We start from the raw sequence: 26,801 nt of genomic DNA, 5'->3' as shown, positions 1-26,801 counted from the left end.
TGCGCTGGATGGTGCGCGGCCCCGACGCCGTCGACCTCGGGCTGTGGCGGGAGGTCCCGCCCGCCGCGCTCGTCGTGCCGCTCGACACCCACGTGCACCGCGTCGCGCGGGCCCTCGGTCTCACCGCGCGGCCCGACGCGAGCTGGAAAACCGCCGAGGAGATCACCGCCTCGCTCCGGCGCGTCGATCCGGAGGATCCGGTGCGCTACGACTTCGCCCTCTGCCACCTCGGGATGAGCGGGATCTGCCCGGCCCGCCGGGAGGCGCGCCGCTGCGACGCGTGCGCGCTCGCGGCCGGCTGCCTCAGCGCGGCGCGGGCGCGGCGGCCAGCCCCGGCGGCGCGGGCGGCGGCTCGCCGTACCGGCAGCGCCACAGCTCGAAGGTCGTGACGGTGGCGTCGCCGCGCTTCACCTCGAGCGGCGGCAGCGCCACGAGCGGCCGGCACGCCTCGGCGCGGCGCTCGCACGTGTGCTTCTCGCGCGGGTCGAGCACGAGCAGACCCTCGCGACCGGCGAGCGCGGCGGGGTCGAACCAGTAGCGGTACTGCAGGCCGTGGTCGCCCGCGATCTCGGCGGACCAGGTCCGCGGGTGGCCCGGCAGGTAGTACGCGAGCTCGGCCGACACCTTGTAGTTGCACCCCGCCACGAAGGCGTCCGGGCCGAGGCGCGCGCGCTCGGCGTCGACCCGCGCGGCGAGGTCCCGCCAGCCCGCGGAGCCCTCGTCGCGCGCCGGGAACGGCACCGCGGGGAAGACGGGGACGAGGTGCGTGTAGACGCTGCCGGCGAGCGCCAGCGCGATCCCCGCCAACCCGGCGCGGCGCCGCCACCCCCCCGCGAGCGCGAGCGCCGCGGCGGCCGCGAAGGCGGTGGGGTAGACGGGCGCGAGCCAGTTCCCCTTCACCCAGTGGAAAGGGGAGACGAGCGTCGCGAGGCAGAGGAGCGGCGCCGCGAAGATCGCGCACATCCGGAAGGCGGGATCGGCTCGCCGCCGGATCGCCTGGACGACGGCCTCCACCGCGAGCACGAGCAGGACCGGCGTCACGAGCGCCGCCTGCAGCCCCACGTAGCGCGCGACGAGGACCGGGCGCAGGGAGGAGTGCGCGACGCGGGCCTGCGTCTGGAACTCGAAGCTCGCGAGCCCGTGCCGGAGGTTCCAGACGATCACCGGCGCGAACAGCGCGCCGGCGAGCGCGGCCCCCGCCCACGGCCACGGCGTCCGCAGCATGCGCCGGCCGCGCGGGTCGAGGAGGAGCGCGAGCAGGATCTGCGGCAGGAGCAGCGCCCCGGTGTACTTGCCGAGGAGCGCCCACCCGGTCGCCGCGCCCGCGGCGAGCAGCCACGCCGGCCGCTCCTCGTCGAGCGCGCGCAGCGTGAAGTAGAGCGCCATCGCCCAGCCGGAGAGCAGCGGCCCGTCGGGCGTGATGATGACCTGCCCGAGGGCGAAGAGCGGGACGGCGAGCCCGGCGGCGAGCGCGACGAGGGCCACCCGGGCGCCGAAGAGCCGCCGGACGGAGAGCCAGAAGAAGGCGCAGAAGATCGCGGAGTGGAGCGCCGCCGCGAGCCGGATCGCGCGCTCCGAGTCGCCGAGGAGGCCGGTCGTGAGCGCGATCGTCCAGGCGGCGAGGGGAGGGTGATCGAAGTACGACAGGTCGAGCCGCCGCGCCCACTCCCAGTAGTACGCCTCCTGCGGGGAGAGGGCGAGGTGGCCCGCGTAATAGACGTGGAAGAGCGTCGCGGCCGCGCCGAGGAGCAGCGCGGCGAGGGCGGGGCGGCGATCGGGAGCGTGCAAGGCGGCCCTGGGTCAGACGCGGCGAAGCTTCTGGCGCAGCTCGAGGACGATCTCGCCCTCGCGGAAGACGCGGACCGTGCCGCTCGTCTGCGAGACCGTGACCGCGATGGACTTCGACTCGGTCGTGATCGACGCCGCGGCGCTGTGGCGCGCGCCCAGCCCCATCGGCAGCTTCACGTCGCGTGACATGGTGAGCAGGTAGCGTCCCGCCGCCAGCACGACGCCGTCCTCCCGGATGATGAACGCGCCGTCGAGCGCGGAGAACGTCTTGATGGCCTCGCGGATGGGCGGATCGAGCGCGTTCCGCTCCGCCTCGCTGATCCCCTGGAACGGGTTCAGGATGAGCTGGCGGCTCTTCTCCATCACCGCGGTGGAGTCGCCGATGACGACGATCGTGCCGACGGGGTGCCCCTCGTAGCCCTCCGCGCCGATCTCCATCGCGGTGTGGATGAGGCTCTCCACCACCTGCGAGGAGAACCCGGGCGGGAGCCCGAGCGTGTCGACGCGGATCTTCTCCTCCGGGTCCTCCGAGCCGATCTCCACCTTCACGAGCGTGTCGACGACCCGGTCCTCGCCCGGTCCGGCGAGGGCGAGGATGGTGTCGCCGTCGCGAACGACGCCCGCGGCCTGGGCGGCGACGACCGCCACCTTGATCTTCTCGATGCGCGTGTAGTCGTAGGGCGGGATGAGCACCGCCATGTACTTGCGGGCCTTCAGCTGGTCGGCGATCCCCTCGCTCGTCACGGCGTAGACGAGCTTGCGCTTGATCGGGCGGCCGCGGATCTCGTTCGGCGAGATGGGGTGGTCGGAGATGAGCAGCAGGCGATCCACCTCGGATCGCGCGGTGAGCGCGAGCGCGCCGCGCAGGAACTCGCGGTCGAACTTCCCGTCGGACATGGCGCTTGAGCATGTTCCGGCGGCGGACCCGAGTAAAGCTTCCGCGCGATTCTCCCGAGGCCCGCGCGCCGCGGCCGCCGGGGCGATCGCCGCGGAGCGCGCGCCGCGCGAAAGGCCCGCTGCGCGGCTGGGCACGGCTTGACAGCCCCGGGGGCGCAGACTAGTTTCTCCGCTCTTTTCGGTCGGGCCCCCGGGGGGGCGCGTCAGCGAGGAGGTCGCTTGAACAAGAAGGACCTGAAGAAGTTCAAGACGATGCTCGAGGAGTCCAAGCGGCAGCTTTTGCTCTCCGCGAAGAAGACGCTCACGGAAGAGGCGAGCTTCGACACCGACGATCTCCCCGACGAGATCGACCTCGCGTCGAGCGAGTACACGCAGTCGATGATCTTCCGCCTGCGGGATCGCGAGAAGTTCCTCCTCGCCAAGATCGACAAGGCGCTCGCCCGCATCGAGAACGGCACCTTCGGCATCTGCGAGCGGTGCGAGGAGGAGATCTCCGCGAAGCGCCTCGAGGCGCGGCCGGTGACGACCCTCTGCATCCGCTGCAAGGAAGAGCAGGAGCAGAAGGAGAAGTCGTTCGGGTAGCGCGCCCGCCTACGGCGGACGATCACCCCGCGGCCGGGCCGAGCGCCCGGCCGCTCGCGTTTCGGGGAGCTTCTCGCGATGACCGACCGGCGCGCGCCGCGTGTTGCTCCGCCTGGTCGCGACGGACGCGCGCCGCCGCTCGCTCGCCGCCGCGCTAGGATCGCTCGATGACCGCCCCCGCCCGGCCGCAGCGCCGCTCCCGCCGCGCGTTCTGGCTGTTCGCCGTAGCCATGGCCTTGGCCGTCCTCGGCGGCGGGACGATCGTCCTGCTCAACCGCCGCTCCGTCCGCGAGTACCAGGCCGATCAGGAGCGGGCGGCGGCCGAGCGCGCCCCCGCGATCGACCCGCGCGCCGGCGCGAAGCCGGACGACCGGGCCGCCGCCGCGCCGGGCCGGAGCGCGGAGGGAGCCCGCTGAACGGCCCGGTCGCCTCTCTCGAATCGCGCCCGGTCGCTCAGCGGAGCTTCTCCGCGACCGACCGCATCTTCCCGGCGATCGTGTGCTCCTTGTCGCGGCGGTCGTCGATCTTCACGAGCGTCGACACGCGGACGGCACCCTCCGTGAAGGGGTGCTCGTGCATCCGGCGCACGACCGCGAGGATCTCGTCGAGGTCGCCCTCGATGATCGTCCCCATGGCGGTGAGCTCGTGCGTGAGCGTGGTGCCGCGGAGGATGCGCTCCACGCCCGCGACGTAGCGCGACACGCTCGGCGTCCCCGTGCCGAGCGGCGTGATGCTGACGAAGACGACCGCCATCTCGATCCTCCCGGCGCCCCGGGACGGAGGCGCGTGATGGCGCCTCGGAGCCCGGCGAGGCGCGTGCTGCCACGTTAGCCGCGCCCCCGCCCGCGCTCAAATCGCCTGGCCCCTGGCAGCCGGGCAGGGCCCCCGGCGTCGCGGCGGACCTGGCGCCGCCTGCTGCGCCGCGTTACGGAAAGGAGACGAGTGGGGGGCGTATCCCGGGCTTGCCGCGCCCGGGCTCGACCCGATACGCTCGAACGATCCGTGTGCTGCGCCTCAACGACATCCTGGACCGGGTAGGTGGGTACCACCCGGACCCCGATCTGGACCTGATCAAGAAGGCGTACGTCTACTCCGCCAAGGTCCACCAGGGGCAGATCCGCAAGTCCGGTGAGCCGTACCTCATCCACCCCCTGGAGGTGGCAGGGCTCCTCGCCGAGCTGAAGCTCGACGAGTCGTCGGTCGTGACCGGGCTCCTCCACGACACGATCGAGGACACGCTCGCCACCAAGGAGGAGATCGCGGAGCTGTTCGGGCCCGAGATCGCGGACCTCGTCGACGGGGTGACGAAGCTCTCGCAGTTCAGCGCCGCGAACACCCAGGAGGAGAAGCAGGCCGAGAACTTCCGCAAGATGGTCGTCGCGATGGCGAAGGACATCCGCGTCCTGCTCGTCAAGCTCGCCGATCGCACCCACAACATGCGGACGCTCGATCACATGAAGCCCGAGTCGCAGGAGCGGATCGCGCGCGAGACCCTCGACATCTACGCGCCCCTCGCGAACCGGCTCGGGATCCAGTGGCTGAAGAGCGAGCTCGAGGACCTCTCCTTCAAGTACCTCCGCCCAGAGGACTACGCCGAGCTGTCGTCGCGCGTCGAGGCGGAGGCGAAGGAGAAGCAGCAGTTCGTGCAGGAGGTCGTCGAGGTCATCCGCGGGCGCCTCACCGACGCGGGGATCTCCGTCCAGGTCTCGGGCCGCGTGAAGCACGTCTACTCGATCTGGCGCAAGATGCGTCAGCTCGACGTCGACTTCGACCACATCCTGGACGTCGTGGGCTTCCGCGTGATCGTCGACACCGTCGCGGAGTGCTACGAGTCGCTGGGGATCATCCACTCCTTGTGGAAGCCGGTGCCCGGCCGCTTCAAGGACTACATCGCCATCCCGAAGCCCAACCTCTACCAGTCGCTCCACACCACGGTGGTCGGGCCGCGCGGCGAGCGCATCGAGGTGCAGATCCGCACCAAGGAGATGCACCGCATCGCCGAGGAGGGCGTCGCGGCGCACTGGGCGTACAAGGAGAAGGGGCGCGACGGGAAGGGCGCCGAGCTCTCGAAGAAGGACGCCGAGAGCTTCGGCTGGCTGCGGCAGCTCGTCGAGTGGCAGCGCGAACTCGCCGATCCGCGCGAGTTCCTCGAGACGGTGAAGGTGGACCTCTTCTCGGACGAGGTCTTCGTGTTCACGCCGAAGGGGGCGGTGAAGAGCCTGCCGCGCGGGGCGACGCCGGTGGACTTCGCCTACACGATCCACTCCGAGGTCGGCGAGCACACCGTCGGCGCGAAGGTGAACGGCAAGCTCGTCCCCCTGCGCTACGCGCTGAAGAACGGCGACACGGTCGAGATCCTCACCTCGCCGAACGCGCACCCGTCGAAGGACTGGCTCAGCTTCGTCAAGACGAGCCGCGCGCAGGCCCGCATCCGCCAGTTCATCCGCCAGGCCGAGCACCGCCGCTCGCTCGAGATCGGGCGCGACGTCGCGGAGCGCGAGTTCCGCCGCTTCGGCCTCAGCCTCGCCAAGGCCCAGAAGGGCGGCGATCTCGAGAAGGCGGCGCAGGCCCTCGGCTACCGCGCCCCCGACGACCTCCTGGCGGCCATCGGCTACGGCAAGGTCGCTCCGGCGCAGGTGCTCCAGCAGCTCCTCCCCGCCGACAAGCTCGCCGAGCCCACGCCCGCGGAGCCGTCGCCGACCTCGCGCCTCACCGAGATCTTCCGCAAGGTCGCGCGCCGCCCGGCGGGGGGCGTCCGCATCAACGGCATCGACGACGTGCTCGTCCGCTACGGCCGGTGCTGCAACCCGGTGCCCGGCGACGCCATCGTCGGCTTCATCACCCGCGGCCGGGGCGTGACGGTCCACACCGTCGCGTGCGACAAGGTCCTGGGGATCGACCCGGAGCGGCGCGTGGACGTCGCCTGGGACGTGAAGGGCGACTTCAAGCGGCAGATCTCGATCCGGGTCATCACGAGCGACCGCCCCGGCATCCTCGCGCGGATCTCGCAGACGTTCAGCGAGGCCGGCCTGAACATCTCGCAGGCGAGCTGCCGCACGACGCCGGGCGAGCGCGCCGTGAACGACTTCGAGGTCACGGTCGGTGACCTGAAGCAGCTCAAGTCCGTCATCCGGACGCTCGAGCGGATCGAGGGCGTCCAGTCCGTCGAGCGCGTCTGATCGCGCCCCGGCCGCCGCCGCGCGAGAAGCCACCGTTGAACGCTCGGGCCGAGGCCGCTACGGTAGCGGCATGAAGCGGATCCTCTCCACCCCGGCCGCGCCCCAGGCGATCGGCCCCTACAGCCAGGCCGTCGAGGCGCGCGGCGGGCGCACGCTGTTCCTCTCCGGGCAGATCCCGCTCGACCCCGCCACCGGCGAGCTCGTGGCCGGGGACATCGACGCGCAGACGACGCGCGTGATGGAGAACCTGCGCGCCGTGCTCGCCGCGGGAGGCGCCGGGTTCGAGCACGTCGTCCGCACCACCATCTTCCTCGCGGACCTCGGCGACTTCGCCCGGGTGAACGCGGCGTACGGCCGGTACTTCCCGGGCGAGCCGCCGGCGCGCGCGACCGTGCAGGTCGCGGCGCTCCCCCGCGGCGCGCGCGTCGAGATCGACGCGATCGCCGTGGTCGAGTAGCGGCCCTCGAAGGTCCGCCCGGCGTCCTCCAGGTCCGCGAAGGCGCCGCCCGGGCCGCGGGGGCGCACGTGATGTCGAGCGCTTGGGCGCGGCACGCCCTTCGCGATCCGGACGATCCATTCGTCGGACCGCGAGGGCCACCGCATGTCCCGCATCGAGTCGAGCAGCACGCCGCACGTCGTCCTCCCTCCGCGCGAGCCCCACGGAGCGCGCGACCTGCTGTGGAGCGGGTTTCGGCCCTCGTACTCGCTCTGCGGCCGGAGCCCCGAGCAGCGCGCGGCCGTGCACCGGGCGAACGTCGCGCTCCGCCGCCTCGATCTCGCGGACTTCGAGCGGTTCCTCGGCGAGTGGGTGGCGTCGGCGAAGGCGTGCCGCACCCTCGACGAGCTCGCGGCGCACCCCCGCGTGATCGACCCCGTCCGCGAGCTCCAGCCGTGGGAGCCGGGCGCGGTGACCGCGGAGAACCAGGATCTCGCCGCGATCCACGGTCGGTTCCGGCACGCGCTCGCGGAGGCGCTCGGAGCGGTCGAGCGCCACCGCGCCCGCCTCGAGCGCCGCCCCGCGCCGCTCGAGGTGAGCGCGGAGGGGGCCGTCGGGCTGGAGCTCGACGTGGGCGCGCTCCGCATCGGCGCGCAGGCGTCGTTGCGCGAGCGGGCGGTGACCGCGAGCCTCGGCGCGCGGCGCGTCGCGGTCCGCTGCGCGCTCGACGAGGCGGGCCGGCCGGGCTGCGTCGTGAAGACGCCCGTGCTGACCGCGGCGAGAGACCGCCTCGAGCTCCCGGAGCTCCGGCACGGCGTCGTATCCGGCGGCGCCCGCCGCGACGGGTTCACGGTTCAGGTCGGACCCTCCGCGCGCCTCGGCTCGGACCGGCTCCACCTGCGAGCGCGGGCGGAGCTCGGCGTCCGGGTCCAGCTCCTCGACGTCGAGACCGCACGCCGCGCGCTGTCGAACGAGGACTTCTGGACGAAGAAGCGCTGAACGCCTCTACCCCCCCCGCAACACAAGGAGAGCCCACATGCCGCGCCACGTTCCGCTCGCCCTCGCCGTCGCACTCGCCCTGCTCGCCGCCGCCTGCGCTCCCGACGCTCACGGCGACCTGCGCGCCCGGGTTCGGCTCCAGCCCGCAGGGGCCCCCGGGCGCATGACCTTCGAAGGCGTCGGCGTCGGTACGGGGCTCGAGGAGGCGCAGGCCGTCTTCGGCGGCCCGCTCGCGTTTCCCTGGGACGGGACCCACCTCGCGCGGGAGCTCGCGAGCGACTTCGGGACGAGGCTCGACGTCCTGTACGGCGTGAAGCGCGACGGCTCGGGAACGATCTCCGGCCTCACGCTCGACTACACGGGGAACCCCCTCGCCATCGCCAGGCTCGACGCTCGCTGGCGCGAGGTGCTCTCGGCGATCCCGGGCGCGTGCGAGGAGGCGGGCTGCCAGTGGAACGACGAGGACGGCCGGATGATCGCGCTCGTCACGAAGCTCACCCGCTGGGCCGGCAGCTCCCAGCTGACGGTCACGATCGAGCAGTGACGCCGGCCCGCGCTCGCACGCGTCGAGACCTCACCCGCAGCCGTGCCCCATCCGCAGGCCCGGGATCGCGTGAACGCGGAGAGACGTTCCGCAGGCGCACGAGCCCGGAGCCGAGACGGGGAAGCGCAGCGACGCCCGGCGAGGCGTACTGCCTCCGTACGCCGCAGCCGGAAGGAGCGAGCACCCCCGTCGCAGGCCCGGGATCGTGCGCCGTACCTAAGGCTCCAGGTACTCGTACTCCTTCCCTGCGTAGTTCCTCAGCACCCAGCGCTTCCCCTCGTGCGAGACCACGTAGTTCGGGTTCACGGGGATCTTGCCGCCGCCCTGGGGCGCGTCGACGACGAAGTGCGGCACGGCGAGGCCGGAGGTGTGGCCGCGCAGGTGCTCGATGATGCGGATGCCGGTCTCGACGGGCGTGCGGAAGTGGCTGATGCCCTTCGAGAGATCGCACTGGTAGATGTAGTAGGGCCGGATCCGCATGAGCAGGAGCTTGTGGTTCAGCTCCTTCACGGTCTCGGGCTCGTCGTTGACGCCCTTCAGGAGCACCATCTGGTTGCCGATGACGCACCCGGCATCCGCGAGCCGCCGCGCCGCCTCGAAGGCCTCGGCGGTGCACTCCTTCGGATGGTTGAAGTGCGTGTTCACGTAGACCGGGTGGTGACGGCGCAGCATGTGGACGAAGTCGTCCGTCACGCGCTGCGGGAGGGTGACGAGGTTGCGGGTGCCGAGCCGGAAGATCTCGACGTGCGGGATCGCCCGCAGCCGGCCGAGGATGTAGTCGAGCCGGTCGTCCGAGAGCGAGAGCGGGTCGCCGCCGGAGATCACCACGTCGCGGATCTCCGGGTGCGCCGCGATGTACGCGAGCGACTCCTCGATCTGGCGCTTCGCGGCCGCGGTCGTCGGATCCGACACCTTGCGCTTGCGCGTGCAGTGGCGGCAGTAAACCGGGCAGTTGTGCGTCGTGTAGAAGAGGACGCGGTCCGGGTAGCGGTGCGTGATGCCGGGCACCGGCATGTCCCGCTCCTCGGCGAGCGGGTCCTCGAGGTCGGCGGGCGCGATGGTCAGCTCGCCCAGGGTCGGGACCGACTGCAGCCGGATCGGGCAGCTCGGGTCGTCGGGATCCATGAGCGCCGCGTAGTACGGCGTGATCCCCATGTGGAACTCGGCGTCCGTCTCGACGACCGCGCGGCGCTCCTCGTCCGTGAGGTGGATCACCTTCTCGAGCTGCTCGAGCCGGGTGATCCGCTCGCGCTGCTGCCAGTGCCAGTCGTTCCAGAGCGTCTCGGGGACGTCCTTCCAGATGGAGCGCGGGCCGGGCGCGAAGCGCGCGCGGACGCTCGGGACGGGTCGGATCCCGTCGTCGATCGCCGAGCCGGCCGGGCGGGGTTCGCCGTTCGCGCGCTCCGGAGGAAGGGCGCCGACGTCCCCGTGGTCGCTCGTCACAGGAAGATTCGCCATGTCGTCTCGCTCCACAGGGGGCCCTCTGCGAGGGCCGCGCGTCTCCTTTAACACCGACGCGCCGCCATGACACGGCCCGTCGCCCCACCGACCGGGGTGGGTCCCGCCGTGCAGGCCGAGCGGCAGCAGGCAGGCGAGGCGGCGCTCCGGGGCCAGGCGTCGTTTGACCGCTGCGTCGCGGGCGGGTAGCTTCCGCGCCCCGCCGGGCGTTCCCCGTGGCGACGGCCCGAGCGGTGATCCCATGGACTTTCGAGCCCGATTCCCCGACGTCTCCGAGAGCGACTGGCGCGACTGGCGCTGGCAGCACCGGAACGCGCTGCGCACCGCCGAGGACCTCGGCCGCCTCGTCGCCCTCACCGACGACGAGCGCGCGGGCCTCGCGCACGCGCGAGGGCGGACGCGCGTCGCGGTGACGCCGTACTACGCGTCGCTCATGGACCCCGTCCACGGGAGCTGTCCGATCCGGATGCAGTCCATCCCGCTCCCCGGCGAGGCGACGCAGGCGCCCGGGGACCTGCGCGATCCCATCGGCGAGGACGCGCACCGGCCCGCGCGCGCGATCGTCCACAAGTACCGGGATCGCGTCCTCTTCCTCGCCGTCGATCGCTGCTCGGTCTACTGCCGTCACTGCACGCGCCGGCGGATCACGTTCGGCGCCGACGCGGGGTTCGACCGCGACGCGATCGAGGAGGGGCTCGCGTACGTGCGGGCGCACCGCGAGGTGCGGGACGTGATCGTCTCGGGCGGCGATCCGCTCGTGCTCTCGGACGAGCGGCTCGACGCGCTGCTCGCGGGCCTCCGCGCCATCCCGCACGTCCAGCTCCTCCGCGTCGCGACGCGCGCGCCGGTGACCTGCCCGATGCGCGTGACGCCCGCGCTCGCCGCGCTCCTGCGCCGCCACGCGCCGCTCTTCGTCGTCACGCACTTCAACCACCCCGTCGAGGTCACGCCGGACGCGCGCGCCGCGTGCGAGGCCCTGGTCGACCACGGGGTGCCGGTGGAGAACCAGTCCGTGCTCCTGCGCGGCGTGAACTCGTCGGCCCGGCTCCTCACCGATCTCAACGAGCGGCTCCTCGCGAGCCGGGTCCGCCCGTACTACCTCCACCAGGGCGATCTCGCGGAGGGGACGGCGCACCTGCGCACGCCGCTCGAGGCCGGGGTCGCGATCCTGGAGCAGATGCGGGGGCGGACGAGCGGCCTCGCGATCCCGCACCTGGCCGTCGATCTCCCGGGGGGCGGCGGGAAGGTCACGCTCTCGCCAGATTACGTGCTGGGGCCGGGCGAGGAGGGCGCGCCGGGGCACTGGCTCCGGAGCTTTCGCGGCGCGCGCCACTTCTACCCGGCGCCTCCCGCGGCGGATTGCACCTGCGGGCACGAGGCGGTCTACTATGCCCGCGAGCCTGCCGAGCCGCCCGCGGGCGAAGGGGACGCATGATCCAGTCGGTCGTCGCCAAGCTCGCGGTCTTCACCATCGCCGTCGTCGGCTACCTCGGCTACGGCGGGGTCGTCCTGCTCATGGCGATCGAGAGCGCCTGCATCCCGCTCCCGTCCGAGATCATCATGCCGCTCGCCGGGTACCACGTGTACCTCGGCAACTTCACGCTGCACGGGGCGGCGCTCGCGGGCGCGATCGGCTGCGTCGTGGGCTCCGTCCCGGCCTACTACCTCGGCCTGTACGGCGGCCGCCCGCTCATCGAGCGGTACGGTCGGTACGTGCTCGTGTCGCACCACGATCTCGACGTGGCGGATCGCCTCTTCCGAAGGTGGGGTCAGTGGGTCGTGTTCGCCGCCCGCCTCCTCCCCGTCGTCCGCACGTTCATCGCGTTCCCGGCGGGCGTGTCGCGGATGCCGATGGGGAAGTTCATCGCCTTCACGTTCGCGGGCTCGTACCCCTGGTGCCTCGCGCTCGCGTGGGTCGGGGCGAAGCTCGGCGACAAGTGGGACAGCGACCCGCGCATGAAGGCCGTCTACCACCGGTTCGAGCTCGTCATCGTGGCCGCCGGTGTCGCGGCGGTGGTCTTCTACGTCTGGCACAAGGTCCGCGCGTCGCGGCGCGACCGGGCGGCGACCGTCGCGGGCGCGCCGGACGAGGGGTGATGGCGCCCGCCGCCCTCGGGGTGGCGCCGATCCGGGCCGCGCTCGCGCTCCTCCTCGTCTCCGCCGCGCCCGCGCAGGCGGAGGAGCTCATCCGCGTGCGCGTCTCGGAGCGGCCGGAGCGCATCGAGGAGGTCCGGCTCGAGGACTACGTCGCGGGCGTGGTGTCGGGCGAGATGCCGGTGAGCTTCCCCGGCGAGGCCCTGAAGGCGCAGGCGGTCGCGGCCCGGAGCTACGCCCTCACGCGCAAGATCGAGGCGCAGGCCGCGAACCGGCGCTGGGACATCGCGACGGGCGTGCTCGCCCAGGTCTACCGGCACGGCGCGGCGAGCCCCGCGGCGCGGGCGGCGGCCGAGGCCACGGCGGGCGAGGTGCTCGTCTCGGGGATGGAGCCGGTGGAGGCGTACTTCCACGCGTCGTGCGGCGGCACGACCGAGGCGGGCCTGCCCGCGCTCGGGCGCGACCTGCCCTACCTCGCCTCGGTCGCGTGCGGGCGCTGCGACCGCGCGCCGGGGGTGCGCTGGTCGGCGCGGATCGACGCGCGCGCGCTCCGCGCCGCCGCGGGCCTGCGCGGCGCGGCGACCGAGGCGCGCGTCTCGACGCGGACGGCGAGCGGCCGCGCGGAGCGGGTCGAGATCTCCGCAGGAGGGCGGCGCGCGACCGTGCTCGCCACCGACCTGCGCCAGCGGCTCGGCTACGCCCGCCTGCCCTCGCTCGCGTTCGACCTGCGCTCCGAGCGCGGGGCGTTCGTCTTCGACGGCCGCGGGCAGGGGCACGGCGCCGGCCTCTGCCAGTGGGGCGCGGCCGGGCTCGCGCGCGAGGGGAAGGGCTACCGCGAGATCCTCCTCCACTACTATCCGGGCGCGGACGTGGCGCGGATGTATTGAGGACATGATCTCGGATACGAAACGCGGGGGCGGAGCCCCCGAGCTCCGCGGGAGGGCCCCCGCGCGAAGCGCGGGAGGGGCGAAGCCCCTCCGGCGGGGAACCTGCGCGTCCCCGCGAACGCGGGCGCGCAGGTTCACGGGCCCCGCCGAGCGGGGGTGGGGCCCCGACGAGCTTCGCTCGGCGGGGCGGGGGACGCAATCCCCCGGCAAAAGATGAAACTCTCGGACTTCGACTACGGTCTGCCCGAGGCGCTCGTAGCGCAGGAGCCGGCAGAGCCGCGCGACGCCTCGCGCCTGCTCGTCGTCCCGCCGGACGGCCCGCTCCGGCACCGCGGCTTCGCGGAGCTCCCGGCGCTGCTCGCCCCCGGCGATCTCCTCGTCTTCAACGACACGAAGGTCATCCCGGCGCGGCTCGTCGGGACGAAGCCGACCGGCGGCAAGGTGGAGCTGCTCCTGTGCGAGCCGCTCGCGGGCGGGCTCGGCCGGCGCTGGCGCGCGATGGGGCAGGCCTCGAAGCCGATCCGCGAGGGGACCACGCTCGCGTTCGGCGAGCTGGAGGCGCGCGTCGAGGCGAGCGAGGGCGAGGGCTTCTACGTCGTGACGCTCGACCGCGAGGGCGAGGCGCTCGAGGCGGCGCTCGCGCGCGCGGGCCGGATCCCCCTGCCGCCGTACATCCGGCGCGCGCCCTCCGAGGCGGACCGCGAGCGGTACCAGACGATCTGGGCGCGCGCCCCCGGCAGCGCGGCCGCGCCGACGGCGGGCCTCCACTTCACCGAGGCGGTCCTCGCCGCGCTCGAGGCGCGCGGCGTCGCGCGCACGGCCGTCACGCTCCACGTCGGCCCCGGGACGTTCCTGCCGGTCCGCGGCGACTCCATCGAAGGCCACCGGATGCACGCGGAGCAGTACGAGGTCCGGCCGGAGGCCGCCGCCGCCATCGCGGCCTGCCGGGCGCGCGGCGGCCGGATCGTCGCCGTCGGGACCACCTCGGTGCGCACGCTCGAGAGCGCCTGGCGTGACGGCGCCGTCGCGGCGGGCTCCGGACGCACCACGCTCTTCATCCGTCCCGGCCATCGGTTCCGCGCGGTCGACGCGCTCGTCACGAACTTCCACCTGCCGCGCTCGACCCTGCTCATGCTGGTGTGTGCGTTCGGCGGGGCCGAGCGGGTCCTCGCCGCCTACCGTGAGGCGGTCGCGCGCCGATATCGGTTCTTCAGCTACGGCGACGCCATGCTCCTCTCGCGGCCGTCTTGACGGAGCGTCCGCCCAGGTCCGCCCGTGCTATAGGATCTCGAACGGCGTCGAAAGGAGCGGGGGGCCGGGATTGCACAGCGTGTCGGTGAGCCTCGAGCCGGCCCAGTTCCTCGCTGGGTTCCGGCCCGAGAACGGCAGCCTGTTCGTGCCCGCGCTCTCGGAGTCGCGCGTGGGCGACGAGGTCGCCCTGCGCGTCGGCATCTACGGCCAGACCATCCGCGCCACCCTCTTCGGCCGGGTCTCCCTCGTGCGGCGCGTCGGGCGGCCGGCGCTGCCTCCCGGCGTCGAGCTCCAGCTCGATCGCGGCAGCCTCGCCGCCGCCGGGTTCCTGGCCGCCGCCGCGCGCGGTGAGCCGGTGAGCTTCCGCGAGCGGGCGCCGCGCTACGTGCTGGCACGGCGGATCGTCGTCGAGCACGGCGGCAACCTCTTCGAGACCGCGACCGTGAACGTGGCCGAGGGCGGCTGCGCGATGCGCTGGCCGGGCGCGCTTCCCCTCGTCGGGGAGGAGGTCGCGCTGAAGCTGCGGTCCGGGCTCTTCCCGCCGACGGCGCGGGCGATCGTCTGCTGGAACCAGGCCGGCGGCGCGGGTGAGCGGACGGTGGGGCTGCGCGTCGTGGTCCAGGGACGGGCGGGGCGTGCCTGGAGGGCGCTCGTCGCGGACGTGGCGAGGGGCGGGGCGCGCGCGGCTTGACAGGCGGCGGCGCGCGTACGACACCCGCGCGGTGATCCGGTTCGAGCTCCTCGCGCAGGACGGCGCCGCCCGCCGCGGCCGGCTGTCGACGCCGCACGGCACGATCGAGACGCCCGTCTTCATGCCGGTCGGCACCGCCGCCACCGTGAAGACGCTCGAGCCGCGCGATCTCGAGGCGCTCGGCGCGGGCATCATCCTCGCGAACACCTACCACCTGTTCCTGCGCCCCGGGCACGAGCGCATCCAGCGGCTCGGCGGCCTCCACCGCTTCATGTCGTGGAGCGGCGCCGTGCTCACCGACTCGGGCGGCTTCCAGGTGTTCAGCCTGGGCGAGCGCGGCGCCGAGGGGCGCGACCGCGCCGGCCCCGGGCTCGTCACCATCGCCGAGGAGGGCGTCACCTTCCGCTCGCACCTCGACGGCTCGCGCCACTTCCTCTCGCCGGAGCGCGCCATCGAGGTGCAGGAGGCGCTCGGGGCGGACGTCATCATGGCGTTCGACGAGTGCCCTCCGTCGCTCGCCGACCGCGCCTATCACGAGGCGTCGCTCGCGCGTACGCAGCGCTGGCTCGTCCGCTGCCGCGAGGCGTGGCGGGAGCACGAGGCGAGGAAGAGCGGGGAGGGGCGGACGCCGTGCGCGCTCTTCGGGATCGCGCAGGGCGGGCTGCACGCGGACCTGCGCGCCCGCGCGATCGCCGACGCGGCGCTCCTGGACCTGCCGGGCTACGCGCTCGGCGGCTACGCGGTGGGCGAGGCGCCCGCGCAGATGTGGGAGGGGGTCGCGCGCGACGCGCCGCTCCTGCCCGAGGGCAAGCCCCGCTACCTGATGGGCGTCGGGACGCCCGAGGACCTGCTCGCCGGGATCGCGGCGGGCGTGGACATGTTCGACTGCGTGCTCCCCACGCGGACGGCCCGGAACGGGCTGCTCTTCACGAGCCGCGGGAAGGTGGTCATCCGCAACGCTCGCCACGCCGACGACGAGTCGCCGGTCGATCCCGCGTGCGCCTGCTACACCTGCCGGACGTTCACCCGGGCCTACCTCCGCCACCTGTTCAAGGCGGGCGAGATCCTGGGCCTGCGCCTCAACACCCTGCACAACCTGCACTTCTACCTCTCGCTCCTCGCCGGCGCGCGGGAGGCCATCGTCGCCGGCGGCTTCGAGGCGTTCCGCAGGGAGCGGCTCGAGGCGTGGCGAGAAGCCGCAGGATAGCCCCAGGCATCGGCCGAGCGGGCGGGCCCCCGGCCGGAAAGAGGTTGCGGAAAGGCGCCAACTCACGCTAAAAGACGGCGCTTTTCCCTTTCCGTACCCAGCGGAGACTTATGCATCCCGTCCTCCACGCGTTCTTCTCTCAGACCGCGCCCGAGGGGCAGGCCCAGAACCCCATCATGGGGTTTCTGCCCTTCATCCTCATCGCGGTCGTCTTCTACTTCGTCTTCTTCCGCCCGCAGGCGAAGCAGGCGAAGCAGCACAAGCAGTTCATCTCCGAGCTGAAGAAGGGAGACGAGGTGCTCACGCAGGGCGGAATCATCGGCACGATCGTCCTCGTCGAGGACCGCACCGTGACGATCGACGCGGGGTCGGGGACGAAGCTGAGGGTCCTGAAGAGCCAGGTCGCCGGGCAGTGGAAGCAGGTCGAGTCCGTCCCGGTGAAGGCGGAGGCGAAGAAGTAGATGGAACGGTCCTGGTACTGGCGCGTCGCGCTCATCGTCGCGGTGGCGCTCTTCTCGCTGTGGCAGCTCGTCCCGAGCTGGTTCTACTTCAAGCTCCCGCCCGACCAGCGCAGCACCGAGGCGTACGAGCACGCGGTGCCCGGCTGGGCGCCGACGTCCCAGAAGCACCTCAACCTCGGCCTCGACCTCCAGGGCGGCATCCACCTCGCCATGGGTGTCGACGTGGAGCGCGCGGTGAAGGCGAAGGTCGCGCGCCGCGCCGACGAGATCGCCGAGTACCTGAAGTCGAAGAACGTCCCCGCCGAGTCGGTGACCACCACCGCGGGCGGCACGCGGGTCGCGGTGAAGGCCGCCGATCCGAAGCAGGTCGAGTCCTCGGTCCTCGACTCGTACGACCAGGAGATGTACTCGCCGGGCGACGACGACGGCGCGGTCACCTTCGCCTTCAAGGACACGGTGCTCCGTGACTTCCAGTCGAAGGCCGTCGAGCAGGCGGAGAAGACGATCCGCAACCGCGTCGACAAGTGGGGCGTCTCCGAGCCCGACATCAAGCGCAAGGCGAACAACCAGATCCAGATCCAGCTCCCCGGCTTCAAGGATCCGGAGAAGGCGAAGGAGCTGCTCGGCCGCACCGCGCAGCTCGAGTTCAAGATCACCGACGACGAGAACCCCGCCCTCGATCAGCTGCGCGGGCAGCTCACGCCCTGCGCGACCGCCGACGGCTTCCGCATCCCGCTGCCGCAGGGCGGCTGCTGGTCGACCGAGAGCGTCGAGCTGCCGAACGGCACCGCGCGCGCGGTGACGATCCTCGCCGCGAACACGCGGCCGGAGATCGAGAAGCTCATCCAGGAGAAGGCGACGCCGCTCCTCGACCCCCAGAAGAACGTCGTCGGCATCGGCGAGGCCACCGTCGGCCAGGGCCCGACGCGCCAGCAGTACTACCGGACCTACCTCCTCCGCGCGAAGACGGAGCTCACCGGCGACTACATCGCCGACGCGCGCGCCGCGATCGACCAGTCCCAGCAGTTCGGCCAGTCGGGCCGGCCGCTCGTCCAGTTCACGATGAGCGTCGAGGGCGGCCGCCTCATGCAGAAGCTGACGAGCGAGAACATGCGCCGGCGCATGGCGACGGTCCTCGACGACAAGGTCGAGACGGCGCCGTACATCCAGGGCGAGATCTCCACGAACGGGCAGATCACGCTCGGCTCGGGGCGCAACCCGCAGGAGATGTTCGAGGAGGCCAACCAGATCGCGCTCGTCCTCAAGGCCGGCGCGCTCCCGGCCCCGGTGACGATCTCCGAGGAGCGCACGGTCGGCGCGACGCTCGGGCCGGAGCTCGTGCGGCGCGGCACCGTCGCCGCCCTCATCGGCCTCGGCCTCGTGCTCCTCTTCATGGTCGCCTACTACCGCGCGAGCGGGCTCGTCGCCGACGTGGCGCTCGTCCTGAACGGCCTGCTCGTCCTCGCGATCATGGCGATGATCGGCTCGACGCTCACGCTGCCCGGCATCGCCGGCTTCGTCCTCACCCTCGGCATGGCGGTCGACGCGAACGTGCTCATCAACGAGCGCATCCGCGAGGAGCTGCGCGCGGGGCGGACCATCAAGCAGGCGGTCCAGCAGGGCTATGACAAGGTGTTCTGGACCATCGTGGACTCGCACGTCACGACCCTCGTCGCGGCCCTCGTCCTCATGAACTACGGGTCGGGTCCGGTGCGCGGGTTCGCCGTGACGCTCGCGATCGGCCTCGTCGCGTCGATGTTCACGTCGATCGTGGTGACCCGGGCCTTCATGGAGTTCTTCACGCGCCACGAGACGGCGCGCCTGAGCGTGTGATGCGATTCAAGAGCTTCGATCTCATCCCCCACGGCACGAAGTTCGACTTCGTTGGGAAGCGCCACATCGCGGTGGCGCTCTCCCTCATCGTCAACGCCGCCGTCCTCCTCTGGGCCGTCCCCGCGATCCACGGCCTCAACTTCGGCGTGGACTTCGCGGGCGGCACCGAGATGGAGGTGAAGTTCGGCCAGCCCGTCGATCCGGGCGCCATCCGCAAGAGCATCGAGGACCTCGGCTTCAAGGGCGCCTCGGTGCAGACCTACGGCGCGGAGTCCGAGAACGCGTTCCTCATCCGCGTCGAGCGCATCGCGCTCATGAGCGACGCGGACGTGAAGCGCGTCGTCGACGCCGTCCAGGCCAAGGTCCCGATCCAGAGCTGGAGCTTCAACCCGGAGATCGGCGACAAGATCGACTTCCAGTTCAAGCAGCCTCCGAGCCCGCAGGAGCTCCAGGCCGCGGTCGAGGGCGCCGGCATCGGCGTCCGCGAGGTGCGCGCCGAGCAGGGCCTCGTGGCCGGCACGCGGTCGTTCGCCGTCATCACGCAGGGCATCCGCGAGAAGATCGAGCACGACCTCGCGACCCGCTTCGCGGAGGCGAAGCCCGACGTGCGGCGCGTCGAGTACGTCGGCCCCGCGGTCGGCCGCGAGCTGCGCAACCAGGGGTTCAAGGCCGTCCTCTACGCGATCGGCCTCATCGTCGTGTACATCGGGCTGCGGTTCGACTTCCGGTTCAGCCCCGGCGTCGTCATCGCGATCGTCCACGACGCGATCGTGACGCTCGGCTACTTCGCCTTCTCGGGGCGAGAGTTCAACCTCACCTCGATCGCCGTGATCCTCACGGTCGTCGGCTACTCGGTGAACGACACGGTCGTCGTCTACGACCGGATCCGCGAGAACCACGCCAAGTTCAAGGGCAAGTCGCTCGCGGAGATCGTGAACCTCTCGATCAACGAGACCCTCGGCCGGACGTTCCTCACGTCCTTCGCGACGGCGCTCTCGCTCGTCGGCCTCCTCATGTACGGCGTCGGGACGATCTTCGACTTCTCCGCCGCCATGCTGGTCGGCATCGTCTCCGGCACCTACTCGACCTGGTTCATCGCCGCTCCGATGACCATCTGGCTCGAGGAGCTCGCGGACAAGAAGAAGAAGAGCCGCGCCGCCCCGTCCGCCGCGGCGCCCGCCGCGCCCGCGGGACGCGCCGCGCAGAAGTAGCCGCGCCCGCGAGAAGCATCCGGGGCCCCGTCGCCGAGAGGCGGCGGGGCCCTCGTCTTTGGGGCGTGGCGCGCGGCGCCGAGGCGCGGCCGCGCACCGAAGGCCGGCGTCCGGGCGGGCGCTGTCACCCTCGCGTGGTATCGACCTCCCGTGGACGGCGCGGAGCGGCGGAGGTGGATCGAGACGGCGGTGGACGCGGAGGCGGCCGCCCGGCTCGCCGCCGCGCTGAAGCTCCACCCGGTCGCGGCGCGGGTCCTCGCGGCGCGCGGCTTCCTGTCGGCGGACGCGGCGGAGGGGTTCCTCGCCGCGCGGCTCGCGGACCTCCCCGACCCGTTCACCATGAAGGGCATGGACGCCGCGGTCGCGCGGCTCGTCCAGGCCGTCGAGGCGGGGGAGCGGATCGCCTGCTACGGCGACTACGACGTCGACGGGGTCACCTCGACGGCCCTGCTCTGTGGCTTCCTGCGCGCCGCCGGCGCGGACGTCGTGACCTACACGCCGCACCGGCTGGTGGAGGGGTACGGCCTCAACGTCGACGCGGTGAAGAAGCTCGCCGCGCAGGGCGCGCGCCTCCTCGTCACGCTCGATTGCGGCATCACGAGCGTGGAGGAGGTCCGCGCGGCCGCCGCGCTGGGGCTCGACACGGTGGTCGTCGACCACCACACCGTCCCCGTCGAGCTCCCCGCCGCGCGCGCGATCCTGAACCCCCACCAGCCCGGCTGCGCCTACCCGTCGAAGGGGCTCGCCGCCGTGGGCGTCACGTTCGCGCTCGCGATGGCCCTCCGGCGCGCGCTCCGCGACCGCGGCCGGTTCGGCCCGGCGCGGCCGGAGCCGAACCTCAAGGACGCGCTCGACCTCGTCGCGCTCGGCACCGTCGCCGACGTCGTGCCGCTCGTCGGCGCGAACCGGATCCTGGTCCGCTGGGGCCTCGAGGGCATCGCGCGCACGAGGCGCCCGGGGCTGCGCGCGCTGAAGCAGGTGGCGGGCCTCGCCGAGGGGGGCGAGGTCACCGCCGGACAGGTGGGGTTCCGGCTCGCCCCGCGCATCAACGCGGCGGGCCGGCTCGACGACGCCGGGCGCGGCGTGAGGCTCCTGCTCGCGGAGGACGAGGCGACGGCGCGCGCGCTCGCGGAGGAGCTCGATCGCGAGAACGCGGCGCGCCAGGAGATCGAGCGGCGGATCCTCGAGGAGGCGACGGCGGACGCGGCGGCGCGGGTGGCCGCGGGCGCGCGCGGGCTCGTGCTCGCGCGCGACGGGTGGCACGCCGGCGTGGTGGGGATCGTCGCCTCGCGCATCGTCGAGCGGTTCCACCGTCCCGCGGTGCTCGTCGCGCTCGAGGACGGCGCGGGGAAGGGCAGCGGCCGCTCGATCGAGGCGTTCCACCTCTACGACGCGCTCGCGGCCTGCGCGGGCCACCTCGCCCGCTTCGGCGGCCATCGGCACGCGGCGGGCCTGACCGTCGAGCGGGCCAGGCTCGACGCGTTCCGCGCCGCCTTCGAGGCGCACGCGGCGGCGCACCTCGCCGACGACGACCTCGTCCCGCGCTGCCGCATCGACGGCTGGCTCGAGGAGCAGGACGTGACCGAGCGCACGGTCGAGGACCTCGCGCGCCTCGGCCCGTTCGGCGCGGGGCACCCCGAGCCGGTTTTCGCCCTGCGCGGCGCGGCCGGGCGCGCCCGCACGGTGGGGGCGAGCAAGGCCCACCTGAAGCTCGCGCTCGGGCGCGGGCTCGACGCGATCGGGTTCGGGATGGGCGACCGGCTCGCCGCGTGCGCGGGCCCGGTGGAGGCGGCGTTCACGCTCGGCTTCGACGCGTGGGACGGCGTGCGCAGGCTGCAGCTCAAGCTCAGGGACGTTCGCCCAGCGGCGGCGCAGCGCGCGGGAGCGCCCGTCGCCGGCTGAGGCCAGGGCCCCTAGGCCAGGCCCCAGCTCGCGCGGCGATCGGTGAAGAGCGTGCCCAGCTTCGCGAGCTCGTTCACGTGGATCCGCTCGGCCTGCTTCTCGAAGCGCGCGCGGCAGCGCTCGGAGCAGAAGAAGTAGCGCCGCCGCTTGTACTCGAGCTCCTGCGCGTCGGCCTCGAGGACCGGCTGCCCGCAGATGGGGTCCACCGCCACGCCACCGTCCTCGTTAGCCCGCATGGCCCTGCCTCCTTGGCGCCCGCAGGTTCTGCAATGAAGAGGCCAGCCGGCTTCACGGCGCCCGTGTGCGGGTGCGAGGAGGCGAGGCCCGCCCGGCTGTCGGAATTGCAGGCTCCTCCCTGAAAAATGGTAACCGCGGCGTCGGGCCGGCGGCCGCGCGCCCGGCGACGGTGGAGGCGCTGAAACGACGCGCAAAGCGAGCTCTCCCTACGCTTGACCTCCCAGGTTCCGCGGTGTTAGCTGCCTGATCCCACAGCAGGGAGGCTGCCATTGTCGCGTTTCATCACCGAGCTCAAGCGAACCCACACGTGTGGTGATCTCACCCGGGAGGACGTCGGCAAGGACGTCGTCCTGTTCGGGTGGGTGAACAACCGGCGCGACCACGGCGGAGCGGTCTTCATCGACCTGCGGGACCGGGCAGGGGTCACGCAGGTGGTGTTCGAGGAGGACGTCCGCCCCGAGGTGCACGACCTCGCGGGGCAGCTCCGGCTCGAGTACTGCGTCGGCGTCCGCGGGAAGGTCGTCTCGCGCGGCGGGAACGCGAACCCGAAGCTCAAGACCGGCGAGATCGAGATCCACGCGACCGACCTCGAGATCTTCAACCGCTCGGAGCCGACGCCGTTCCCGATCGAGGACAAGATCGAGACGAGCGAGGAGAAGCGGCTCCAGTACCGCTACCTCGACCTGCGCCGCGCGCCGCTGCAGCGGACGCTCATGACACGCGCGCGCGTGAATCACCTCACGCGCAACCACTTCACCGAGCAGGGCTTCCTCGAGCTCGAGACGCCCTTCATGGTGAAGTACACGCCGGGCGGCGCGCGCAACTTCCTCGTCCCCTCGCGCCTCAACGCCGGCAAGTTCTACGCGCTGGCGGAGAGCCCGCAGCTCTTCAAGCAGCTCTACATGATGGCGGGCTTCGATCGGTACTTCCAGATCGTCCGCTGCTTCCGCGACGAGGACCTCCGGCTCGACCGCCAGCCCGAGTTCACCCAGATCGACGTGGAGATGTCCTTCGTCGAGCAGAACGACATCTTCGACGTCATCGAGGGGCTCGTCGTCCGGCTGTGGAAGGACATCCTGGGCGTCGAGCTGCCGCGGCCGTTCCTGCGCATGCCGTTCGACGAGTCGATGGCGAAGTACGGCAACGACAAGCCGGACCTGCGCTTCGACATGCCGCACGTCGTCCTCACCGACCTCGTCCGCCAGCACGACGGGGGCGGCCTGCCGCTCCTCGAGGAGGCGGTGAAGGCGAAGGGGATCGTGAAGGCGATGCGCGTCCCCGCCTCGGCGAACTTCTCGCGCACCGAGATCGACAAGCTCGAGGAGTACGTGAAGGGCATGGGCGCGAAGGGGCTCGCCCGCGCGAAGGTGGGCGAGGGGGGCGAGTGGACCCAGTCGCCCTTCGCGAAGACCGTGACGCCCGCGCTCCGCCAGGCCATCAACGCCGCCTGCGGTGCGCAGCAGGGCGACCTCCTCCTCTTCCAGTTCGGGAAGGAGTCGGTCGTCCACACGGTGATGGCGAACCTGCGCGTGCACCTCGCGAAGCGCATGGGGCTCATCCCGGAGTACGGCTCCGGTGGCCAGTGGCGCTTCCTGTGGGTGGTGAACCCCCCGCTCTTCGAGTACGACGAGGAGTCCGGCCACTGGGCCGCCGCGCACCACGCGTTCACGCGCCCGCACGACACCGACGTCCAGTACCTCGAGACCGATCCGGGCCGGGTGAACTGCTACCGCTACGACCTCGTGCTGAACGGGTTCGAGATCGGCGGGGGCTCCATCCGTCTCCACGACCCGGCCGTCCAGGCGCGGGTGTTCAAGGCGATGGGGATCTCGGACGAGGAGGCGAAGAACAAGTTCGGCTTCCTCCTCGAGGCGCTCAAGATGGGCGCGCCGCCCCACGGGGGCATCGCGCTCGGCATGGACCGGCTCGTCATGCTCCTCACGGGCGCGGAGTCGCTCCGCGACGTCGTGGCCTGGCCGAAGACGCAGAAGGGCACGGACCTCATGACCGGCGCGCCGGGCGACGTGGACGCGAAGCAGCTCCGCGAGGTGTACGTGAAGTCGACGTACGACCCGGGCAAGTAGGGTCGGCAGGGTGGCGCGGGCCGCGGCCGTTCCGGTACCGTTCCAGCCATGGACTTCCTCGTTCGCTTCGCCTCCACGGCCGAGGATCGCGACGCCGCGTTCGCGCTGCGGCGCGCGGTGTTCGAGCAGGAGCAGAACATCCCGCGCCCGCTCGACCGGGACGCGCAGGACTCGAGCGCCGATCACGTCGTCGCGTTCGCGCCCGACGGGACCTGCGTCGGGACCGGCCGCATCGTCCGGATGGACTCGCGCACCTGCCGGCTCGGCCGGCAGGCGACCGCCGCGTCGCACCGGAGCCGCGGGGTCGGCGCGGCGGTGCTCGAGCACCTCGAGCGGATGGCGCGGCTGCGCGGCGTGGCGGAGCTGACCGTCCACGCGCAGCTCCCGGCGGAGCGGTTCTACGCGAAGCGCGGCTTCGCCCGGGAGGGCGAGGTCTTCCTGGAGGAGGGCGTCCCGCACGTCCTCATGCGCAAGCGGCTCACGTCCTGAGGGCCTCGCGCGCTCCGCGGGCCGCCCTTCAGCGCGTGCCCACCGCCCCGACGCCGGTGCCCACCGGGCAGCTCACGCCGGTGCCGCCGAGCCCGCAGTAGCCGCCGGGGTTCTTCGCCAGGTACTGCTGGTGATACGCCTCCGCGTAGTAGAAGCGCGGGGCGTCGCGGATCTCAGTGGTGACGGGGCCGTGGCCGGCCTCGCGCAGCACGGCCGCGTACGCGTCGCGCGACGCCTCCGCTGCGCGGCGCTGGGCCGCCGAGTGGACGTAGATCGCGGACCGGTACTGCGTTCCGACGTCGTTCCCCTGCTGCATTCCCTGGGTCGGGTCGTGCGACTCCCAGAACACGCGCAGGAGCTCGTCGTACGAGATGCGCGCCGGGTCGTAGATCACGCGGACCACCTCCGCGTGGCCGGTGCGGCCGGTGCAGACCTCGCGATACGTCGGGTTCGGCGTGAGCCCGCCCTGGTAGCCCACCGCCGTCGCGTACACCCCGGGGAGGCTCCAGTACGCGCGCTCCGCGCCCCAGAAGCAGCCGAGCCCGAGATCGGCGACGGCGTGGCCCTCCGGCCAGGGCGGAACGATCCGGTTCCGGTTCACGAAGTGGAGCTCCGGGACCTCGATGGGCTCATCGCGGCCGGGCAGCGCCTCGGCAGGGGTGGGGAGCGTGAGCGGCTTTCCGAGCATGTACCCTCCGTGTCCGGATCTAACCGGGACGCGGATCGGAGCCGGCACCGCGGCGGGGCGGGCGAGCCGCCCACCCCCGTGGGGGGAGCAGGCTGGCGGGCGTGCCCGGGCCCAGCAGATTAGGGGGGGTCAGCCCGCCGCGGCGCGTTACCCTGGCCGGGGCGGTGGCCCCGAGCGCGCATGGACTACGACGTCATCATCCTCGGCGGCGGCGTGAACGGGACGGGCACGGCGCGAGACTGCGCCATGCGCGGGCTCCGCGTCCTGCTCCTCGAGAAGGCGGACTTCGGCGTCGGCGCGAGCGGCAACTCGTCGGGGATGATCCACGGCGGGATCCGCTACATGCTCTCGGACAGGCACGTCACCGCGCTCGCGTGCAGGGACTCCGGGTACATCCAGCGGATCGCGCCGCACCTGCTCTTCCGCATCCCCTTCCTCATGCCGTTCACCTCCCGCGCGGAGGGCGCGACCTTGCGCGACCGCGCGGCGTGGTACGCGACCGAGGTCTACGTCGGGACCTACGACCTCTTCCAGCCGCTGAAGCACGGCAAGCCCTCGACCCGCCTCTCGGCCGAGGAGCTCTACCGGCTCGAGCCGGGGCTGCGTCCCGGGCTCCGCGGCGCCGTGACGCTCGACGAGTGGGGCATCGACGCGTTCCGGCTCTGCGCCCTGAACGCGCTCTCCGCGCGCGCGCACGGCGCCGAGCTCCGCACCTGGACCGCGGGGCGGGAGATCCTCGCGGAGGGGGGGCGCGTCCGCGGCGTGCGCTTCCGCGACGCGCTCACGGGCGAGGAGGGGGAGGCGCGCGCGCCGGTGGTGTTCAACGCGACCGGCGCGTGGTCGCCCGCGCTCGCCCGGCGGAGCGGCGCGGCGGTGCCGATGCGGCCGGGGAAGGGCGTCCACCTCACGCTCGACCGCCGCTACTCCAACTACGGCGTCATCCTCTCGGCGGTCGACGGGCGCCAGATGTTCGTGATGCCGCACGAGGACGAGTCGATCGTCGGCACCACCGACGACGACTACTACGGCGATCCGGACGACGTGGAGGCGACGAACGACGAGGTCGAGTACCTCGTCGAGGGGGCGGCGTCGCTCCTCCCCGGGGTGAGGAACGCGCGCATCACGCGCGCCTGGTGCGGCCTGCGGACCACGATCTACGCCTACGGGCCGAACGAGGACGCGCTCTCGCGCGAGCACCAGCTCCACGACGGCGCCGCCTTTGGCCGGGCCGGGCTCCTGTCGCTCGTGGGCGGCAAGCTCGCGAGCTACCGGGCGCAGTCGCAGGAGGTCACCGACCGGATCCTGGCGCTCCTCGGGCGCGCGCCGGTGCCGTGCCGGACGCACGAGGAGCCGCTCCCGGGCGGCGACGAGGTCCCCGATCCGGCGGCCCTGGCGCGCGCGCACCCGGTCGCCGCGCCCATCGCGGCGCGGCTCGTCTACCGCCACGGCGGCCGCGCGCGCGAGATCCTCCGGCTCCTGGAGGAGGACCCGCGCCTCGGGCTCGTCCTCTGCCGCGACGAGGGCATCCTCGCCGCCGAGGTCGTCCACTGCGTGCGGCACGAGCAGGTGCGGCGGCTCCAGGACCTGCGCCGGCGCTGCCGGCTCGCGGTCGGCGCGTGCGCCGGGCTCGACTGCGCGCGCGTCGCCGCGCAGCTCGCCGGGCGCGAGCTCGGGTGGTCGCCCGAGCAGGTCCGCGCCGAGCTCGCCGACCTGCTCGACGCCGGCTGGCGCGAGCGGCGGCCGATCCTCGACGGCGCCCAGCTCGTGCAGGAGGAGCTCGTGCGCGGAGCGCACGCCGCGGCGGGGGCGCCGTGGTGAGCCCCCGCGCCGTCGCGGCGGAGGTGCTCGTCGTGGGCGGCGGCATGGCCGGGACGATCGCGGCC

The 26,801-nt window shown here is 72.9% G+C and carries 26 protein-coding genes; 20 read left to right on the top strand and 6 right to left on the bottom strand.

Translation table 11 applies throughout. The features are described from left to right. The coding region (locus MNZ29_RS16100; protein WP_242355887.1) for a DUF2400 family protein at positions 1 to 389 on the top strand (389 nt) is incomplete at its 5' end. Here MNZ29_RS16100 and MNZ29_RS16095 read toward each other — a convergent pair. Then, on the bottom strand, positions 304 to 1,788 hold the full coding sequence (locus MNZ29_RS16095; RefSeq protein WP_242341038.1) for a glycosyltransferase family 39 protein: 1,485 nt from the start codon (positions 1,786 to 1,788) through the stop codon (positions 304 to 306). The genes MNZ29_RS16100 and MNZ29_RS16095 overlap by 86 nt on opposite strands. A gap of 12 nt (positions 1,789 to 1,800) precedes the next feature. Next, positions 1,801 to 2,685: a diadenylate cyclase gene (locus MNZ29_RS16090; protein ID WP_242341039.1), complete on the bottom strand. Its 885-nt coding sequence runs from the start codon at positions 2,683 to 2,685 to the stop codon at positions 1,801 to 1,803. 219 nt (positions 2,686 to 2,904) lie between these two features. Here MNZ29_RS16090 and MNZ29_RS16085 point away from each other — a divergent pair, with 219 nt between their 5' ends. Next, entirely contained in the window at positions 2,905 to 3,267 is a 363-nt protein-coding gene (locus MNZ29_RS16085; RefSeq protein ID WP_242341040.1) for a TraR/DksA C4-type zinc finger protein, read from the top strand. A 167-nt stretch (positions 3,268 to 3,434) separates the two neighbouring features. Further along, positions 3,435 to 3,683, top strand: coding sequence for a hypothetical protein (locus MNZ29_RS16080; protein WP_242341041.1), 249 nt, complete (start codon positions 3,435 to 3,437; stop codon positions 3,681 to 3,683). A gap of 37 nt (positions 3,684 to 3,720) precedes the next feature. On the opposite strand, the gene MNZ29_RS16075 is transcribed toward MNZ29_RS16080, so the two are convergent. Next, positions 3,721 to 4,020 carry an MTH1187 family thiamine-binding protein gene (locus MNZ29_RS16075; RefSeq protein ID WP_242341042.1) on the bottom strand — a complete coding sequence of 100 codons (300 nt, stop codon included), beginning with the start codon at positions 4,018 to 4,020 and terminating at the stop codon, positions 3,721 to 3,723. Between the two features lie 251 nt (positions 4,021 to 4,271). Between MNZ29_RS16075 and MNZ29_RS16070 the strand changes: the two genes are divergently transcribed. From MNZ29_RS16070 to MNZ29_RS16055, 4 genes are all read left to right on the top strand, one after another. Then, entirely contained in the window at positions 4,272 to 6,446 is a 2,175-nt protein-coding gene (locus MNZ29_RS16070; RefSeq protein ID WP_242341043.1) for a bifunctional (p)ppGpp synthetase/guanosine-3',5'-bis(diphosphate) 3'-pyrophosphohydrolase, read from the top strand. A 70-nt stretch (positions 6,447 to 6,516) separates the two neighbouring features. Next, entirely contained in the window at positions 6,517 to 6,903 is a 387-nt protein-coding gene (locus MNZ29_RS16065; protein WP_242355885.1) for a RidA family protein, read from the top strand. A gap of 144 nt (positions 6,904 to 7,047) precedes the next feature. Then, complete coding sequence (locus MNZ29_RS16060; RefSeq protein ID WP_242341045.1) at positions 7,048 to 7,881, top strand: hypothetical protein; 834 nt, start codon at positions 7,048 to 7,050, stop codon at positions 7,879 to 7,881. Between the two features lie 37 nt (positions 7,882 to 7,918). Next, a complete protein-coding gene (locus MNZ29_RS16055; protein ID WP_242341046.1) occupies positions 7,919 to 8,425 on the top strand; it encodes a hypothetical protein in 507 nt (168 codons plus the stop codon). Positions 8,426 to 8,641: 216 nt separating this feature from the next. On the opposite strand, the gene ablA is transcribed toward MNZ29_RS16055, so the two are convergent. After that, on the bottom strand, positions 8,642 to 9,883 hold the full coding sequence (gene ablA / locus MNZ29_RS16050) for a lysine 2,3-aminomutase (RefSeq protein ID WP_242341047.1): 1,242 nt from the start codon (positions 9,881 to 9,883) through the stop codon (positions 8,642 to 8,644). 241 nt (positions 9,884 to 10,124) lie between these two features. Here ablA and MNZ29_RS16045 point away from each other — a divergent pair, with 241 nt between their 5' ends. The 10 genes from MNZ29_RS16045 (at position 10,125) to recJ (ending at position 21,420) form a co-directional block, all read left to right on the top strand. Next, the gene (locus tag MNZ29_RS16045; RefSeq protein WP_242341048.1) at positions 10,125 to 11,318 is read left to right on the top strand and encodes a KamA family radical SAM protein; all 1,194 of its coding nucleotides are present in this window, start codon (positions 10,125 to 10,127) and stop codon (positions 11,316 to 11,318) included. After that, entirely contained in the window at positions 11,315 to 11,980 is a 666-nt protein-coding gene (locus MNZ29_RS16040; RefSeq protein ID WP_242341049.1) for a DedA family protein, read from the top strand. The genes MNZ29_RS16045 and MNZ29_RS16040 overlap by 4 nt, the downstream gene beginning before the upstream one ends. Further along, positions 11,980 to 12,864, top strand: coding sequence for a SpoIID/LytB domain-containing protein (locus MNZ29_RS16035; protein ID WP_242355883.1), 885 nt, complete (start codon positions 11,980 to 11,982; stop codon positions 12,862 to 12,864). The genes MNZ29_RS16040 and MNZ29_RS16035 overlap by 1 nt, the downstream gene beginning before the upstream one ends. Positions 12,865 to 13,077: 213 nt before the next feature. Beyond that, the gene (gene queA, locus MNZ29_RS16030; RefSeq protein ID WP_242340863.1) at positions 13,078 to 14,115 is read left to right on the top strand and encodes a tRNA preQ1(34) S-adenosylmethionine ribosyltransferase-isomerase QueA; all 1,038 of its coding nucleotides are present in this window, start codon (positions 13,078 to 13,080) and stop codon (positions 14,113 to 14,115) included. Positions 14,116 to 14,194: 79 nt separating this feature from the next. Then, the gene (locus MNZ29_RS16025) at positions 14,195 to 14,806 is read left to right on the top strand and encodes a PilZ domain-containing protein (protein WP_242340862.1); all 612 of its coding nucleotides are present in this window, start codon (positions 14,195 to 14,197) and stop codon (positions 14,804 to 14,806) included. A 31-nt stretch (positions 14,807 to 14,837) separates the two neighbouring features. Beyond that, complete coding sequence (gene tgt, locus MNZ29_RS16020; RefSeq protein ID WP_242340861.1) at positions 14,838 to 16,013, top strand: tRNA guanosine(34) transglycosylase Tgt; 1,176 nt, start codon at positions 14,838 to 14,840, stop codon at positions 16,011 to 16,013. Between the two features lie 110 nt (positions 16,014 to 16,123). Continuing rightward, a complete protein-coding gene (yajC, locus tag MNZ29_RS16015) occupies positions 16,124 to 16,474 on the top strand; it encodes a preprotein translocase subunit YajC (protein ID WP_242340860.1) in 351 nt (116 codons plus the stop codon). Then, complete coding sequence (secD, locus tag MNZ29_RS16010) at positions 16,475 to 18,307, top strand: protein translocase subunit SecD (protein ID WP_242355881.1); 1,833 nt, start codon at positions 16,475 to 16,477, stop codon at positions 18,305 to 18,307. Continuing rightward, positions 18,307 to 19,518 (top strand): protein translocase subunit SecF, encoded by a 1,212-nt coding sequence (secF, locus tag MNZ29_RS16005; RefSeq protein ID WP_242340858.1) that lies wholly within the window; start codon positions 18,307 to 18,309, stop codon positions 19,516 to 19,518. Before secD ends, secF begins: the two co-directional genes overlap by 1 nt. A gap of 150 nt (positions 19,519 to 19,668) precedes the next feature. Then, on the top strand, positions 19,669 to 21,420 hold the full coding sequence (gene recJ / locus MNZ29_RS16000; protein ID WP_242340857.1) for a single-stranded-DNA-specific exonuclease RecJ: 1,752 nt from the start codon (positions 19,669 to 19,671) through the stop codon (positions 21,418 to 21,420). A gap of 11 nt (positions 21,421 to 21,431) precedes the next feature. Here the strand turns inward: recJ and MNZ29_RS15995 are convergent, their stop codons facing one another. Continuing rightward, complete coding sequence (locus tag MNZ29_RS15995; RefSeq protein WP_242340856.1) at positions 21,432 to 21,656, bottom strand: YHS domain-containing protein; 225 nt, start codon at positions 21,654 to 21,656, stop codon at positions 21,432 to 21,434. Between the two features lie 270 nt (positions 21,657 to 21,926). On the opposite strand from MNZ29_RS15995, the gene aspS reads away from it, so the two are divergent. Both aspS and MNZ29_RS15985 read left to right on the top strand, forming a co-directional pair. Then, positions 21,927 to 23,741: an aspartate--tRNA ligase gene (gene aspS / locus MNZ29_RS15990; RefSeq protein ID WP_242340855.1), complete on the top strand. Its 1,815-nt coding sequence runs from the start codon at positions 21,927 to 21,929 to the stop codon at positions 23,739 to 23,741. Positions 23,742 to 23,789: 48 nt separating this feature from the next. Continuing rightward, positions 23,790 to 24,230: a GNAT family N-acetyltransferase gene (locus tag MNZ29_RS15985; protein ID WP_242340853.1), complete on the top strand. Its 441-nt coding sequence runs from the start codon at positions 23,790 to 23,792 to the stop codon at positions 24,228 to 24,230. Positions 24,231 to 24,258: 28 nt separating this feature from the next. On the opposite strand, the gene msrA is transcribed toward MNZ29_RS15985, so the two are convergent. Further along, positions 24,259 to 24,918, bottom strand: coding sequence for a peptide-methionine (S)-S-oxide reductase MsrA (gene msrA, locus MNZ29_RS15980; RefSeq protein WP_242340852.1), 660 nt, complete (start codon positions 24,916 to 24,918; stop codon positions 24,259 to 24,261). A gap of 180 nt (positions 24,919 to 25,098) precedes the next feature. Here msrA and MNZ29_RS15975 point away from each other — a divergent pair, with 180 nt between their 5' ends. Then, positions 25,099 to 26,736 (top strand): glycerol-3-phosphate dehydrogenase/oxidase, encoded by a 1,638-nt coding sequence (locus MNZ29_RS15975; protein WP_242340851.1) that lies wholly within the window; start codon positions 25,099 to 25,101, stop codon positions 26,734 to 26,736. Positions 26,737 to 26,801: the final 65 nt, after the last annotated feature.

The organism is Anaeromyxobacter sp. SG64 (genome assembly GCF_022690745.1).
GTDB classification, from domain to species: Bacteria; Myxococcota; Myxococcia; order Myxococcales; family Anaeromyxobacteraceae; genus Anaeromyxobacter; species Anaeromyxobacter soli.
The sequence above is the reverse complement of the archived record's forward strand: the minus strand, read 5'-3'. Positions and strand labels throughout refer to the sequence as shown.

Bases quoted from the DNA above. Each gene is read 5' to 3' on its own strand.
- MNZ29_RS16080 (WP_242341041.1), top strand. From the start codon at position 3,435: ATGACCGCCCCCGCCCGGCCGCAGCGCCGCTCCCGCCGCGCGTTCTGG.
- MNZ29_RS16045 (WP_242341048.1), top strand. From the start codon at position 10,125: ATGGACTTTCGAGCCCGATTCCCCGACGTCTCCGAGAGCGACTGGCGC.
- secD (WP_242355881.1), top strand. From the start codon at position 16,475: ATGGAACGGTCCTGGTACTGGCGCGTCGCGCTCATCGTCGCGGTGGCG.
- MNZ29_RS15985 (WP_242340853.1), top strand. From the start codon at position 23,790: ATGGACTTCCTCGTTCGCTTCGCCTCCACGGCCGAGGATCGCGACGCC.
- MNZ29_RS16075 (WP_242341042.1), bottom strand. From the start codon at position 4,020: ATGGCGGTCGTCTTCGTCAGCATCACGCCGCTCGGCACGGGGACGCCG.
- MNZ29_RS16035 (WP_242355883.1), top strand. From the start codon at position 11,980: ATGGCGCCCGCCGCCCTCGGGGTGGCGCCGATCCGGGCCGCGCTCGCG.
- queA (WP_242340863.1), top strand. From the start codon at position 13,078: ATGAAACTCTCGGACTTCGACTACGGTCTGCCCGAGGCGCTCGTAGCG.
- yajC (WP_242340860.1), top strand. From the start codon at position 16,124: ATGCATCCCGTCCTCCACGCGTTCTTCTCTCAGACCGCGCCCGAGGGG.
- secF (WP_242340858.1), top strand. From the start codon at position 18,307: ATGCGATTCAAGAGCTTCGATCTCATCCCCCACGGCACGAAGTTCGAC.
- MNZ29_RS16065 (WP_242355885.1), top strand. From the start codon at position 6,517: ATGAAGCGGATCCTCTCCACCCCGGCCGCGCCCCAGGCGATCGGCCCC.
- msrA (WP_242340852.1), bottom strand. From the start codon at position 24,918: ATGCTCGGAAAGCCGCTCACGCTCCCCACCCCTGCCGAGGCGCTGCCC.
- MNZ29_RS15975 (WP_242340851.1), top strand. From the start codon at position 25,099: ATGGACTACGACGTCATCATCCTCGGCGGCGGCGTGAACGGGACGGGC.
- MNZ29_RS16040 (WP_242341049.1), top strand. From the start codon at position 11,315: ATGATCCAGTCGGTCGTCGCCAAGCTCGCGGTCTTCACCATCGCCGTC.
- MNZ29_RS16055 (WP_242341046.1), top strand. From the start codon at position 7,919: ATGCCGCGCCACGTTCCGCTCGCCCTCGCCGTCGCACTCGCCCTGCTC.
- MNZ29_RS16090 (WP_242341039.1), bottom strand. From the start codon at position 2,685: ATGTCCGACGGGAAGTTCGACCGCGAGTTCCTGCGCGGCGCGCTCGCG.
- MNZ29_RS16060 (WP_242341045.1), top strand. From the start codon at position 7,048: ATGTCCCGCATCGAGTCGAGCAGCACGCCGCACGTCGTCCTCCCTCCG.
- MNZ29_RS15995 (WP_242340856.1), bottom strand. From the start codon at position 21,656: ATGCGGGCTAACGAGGACGGTGGCGTGGCGGTGGACCCCATCTGCGGG.
- ablA (WP_242341047.1), bottom strand. From the start codon at position 9,883: ATGGCGAATCTTCCTGTGACGAGCGACCACGGGGACGTCGGCGCCCTT.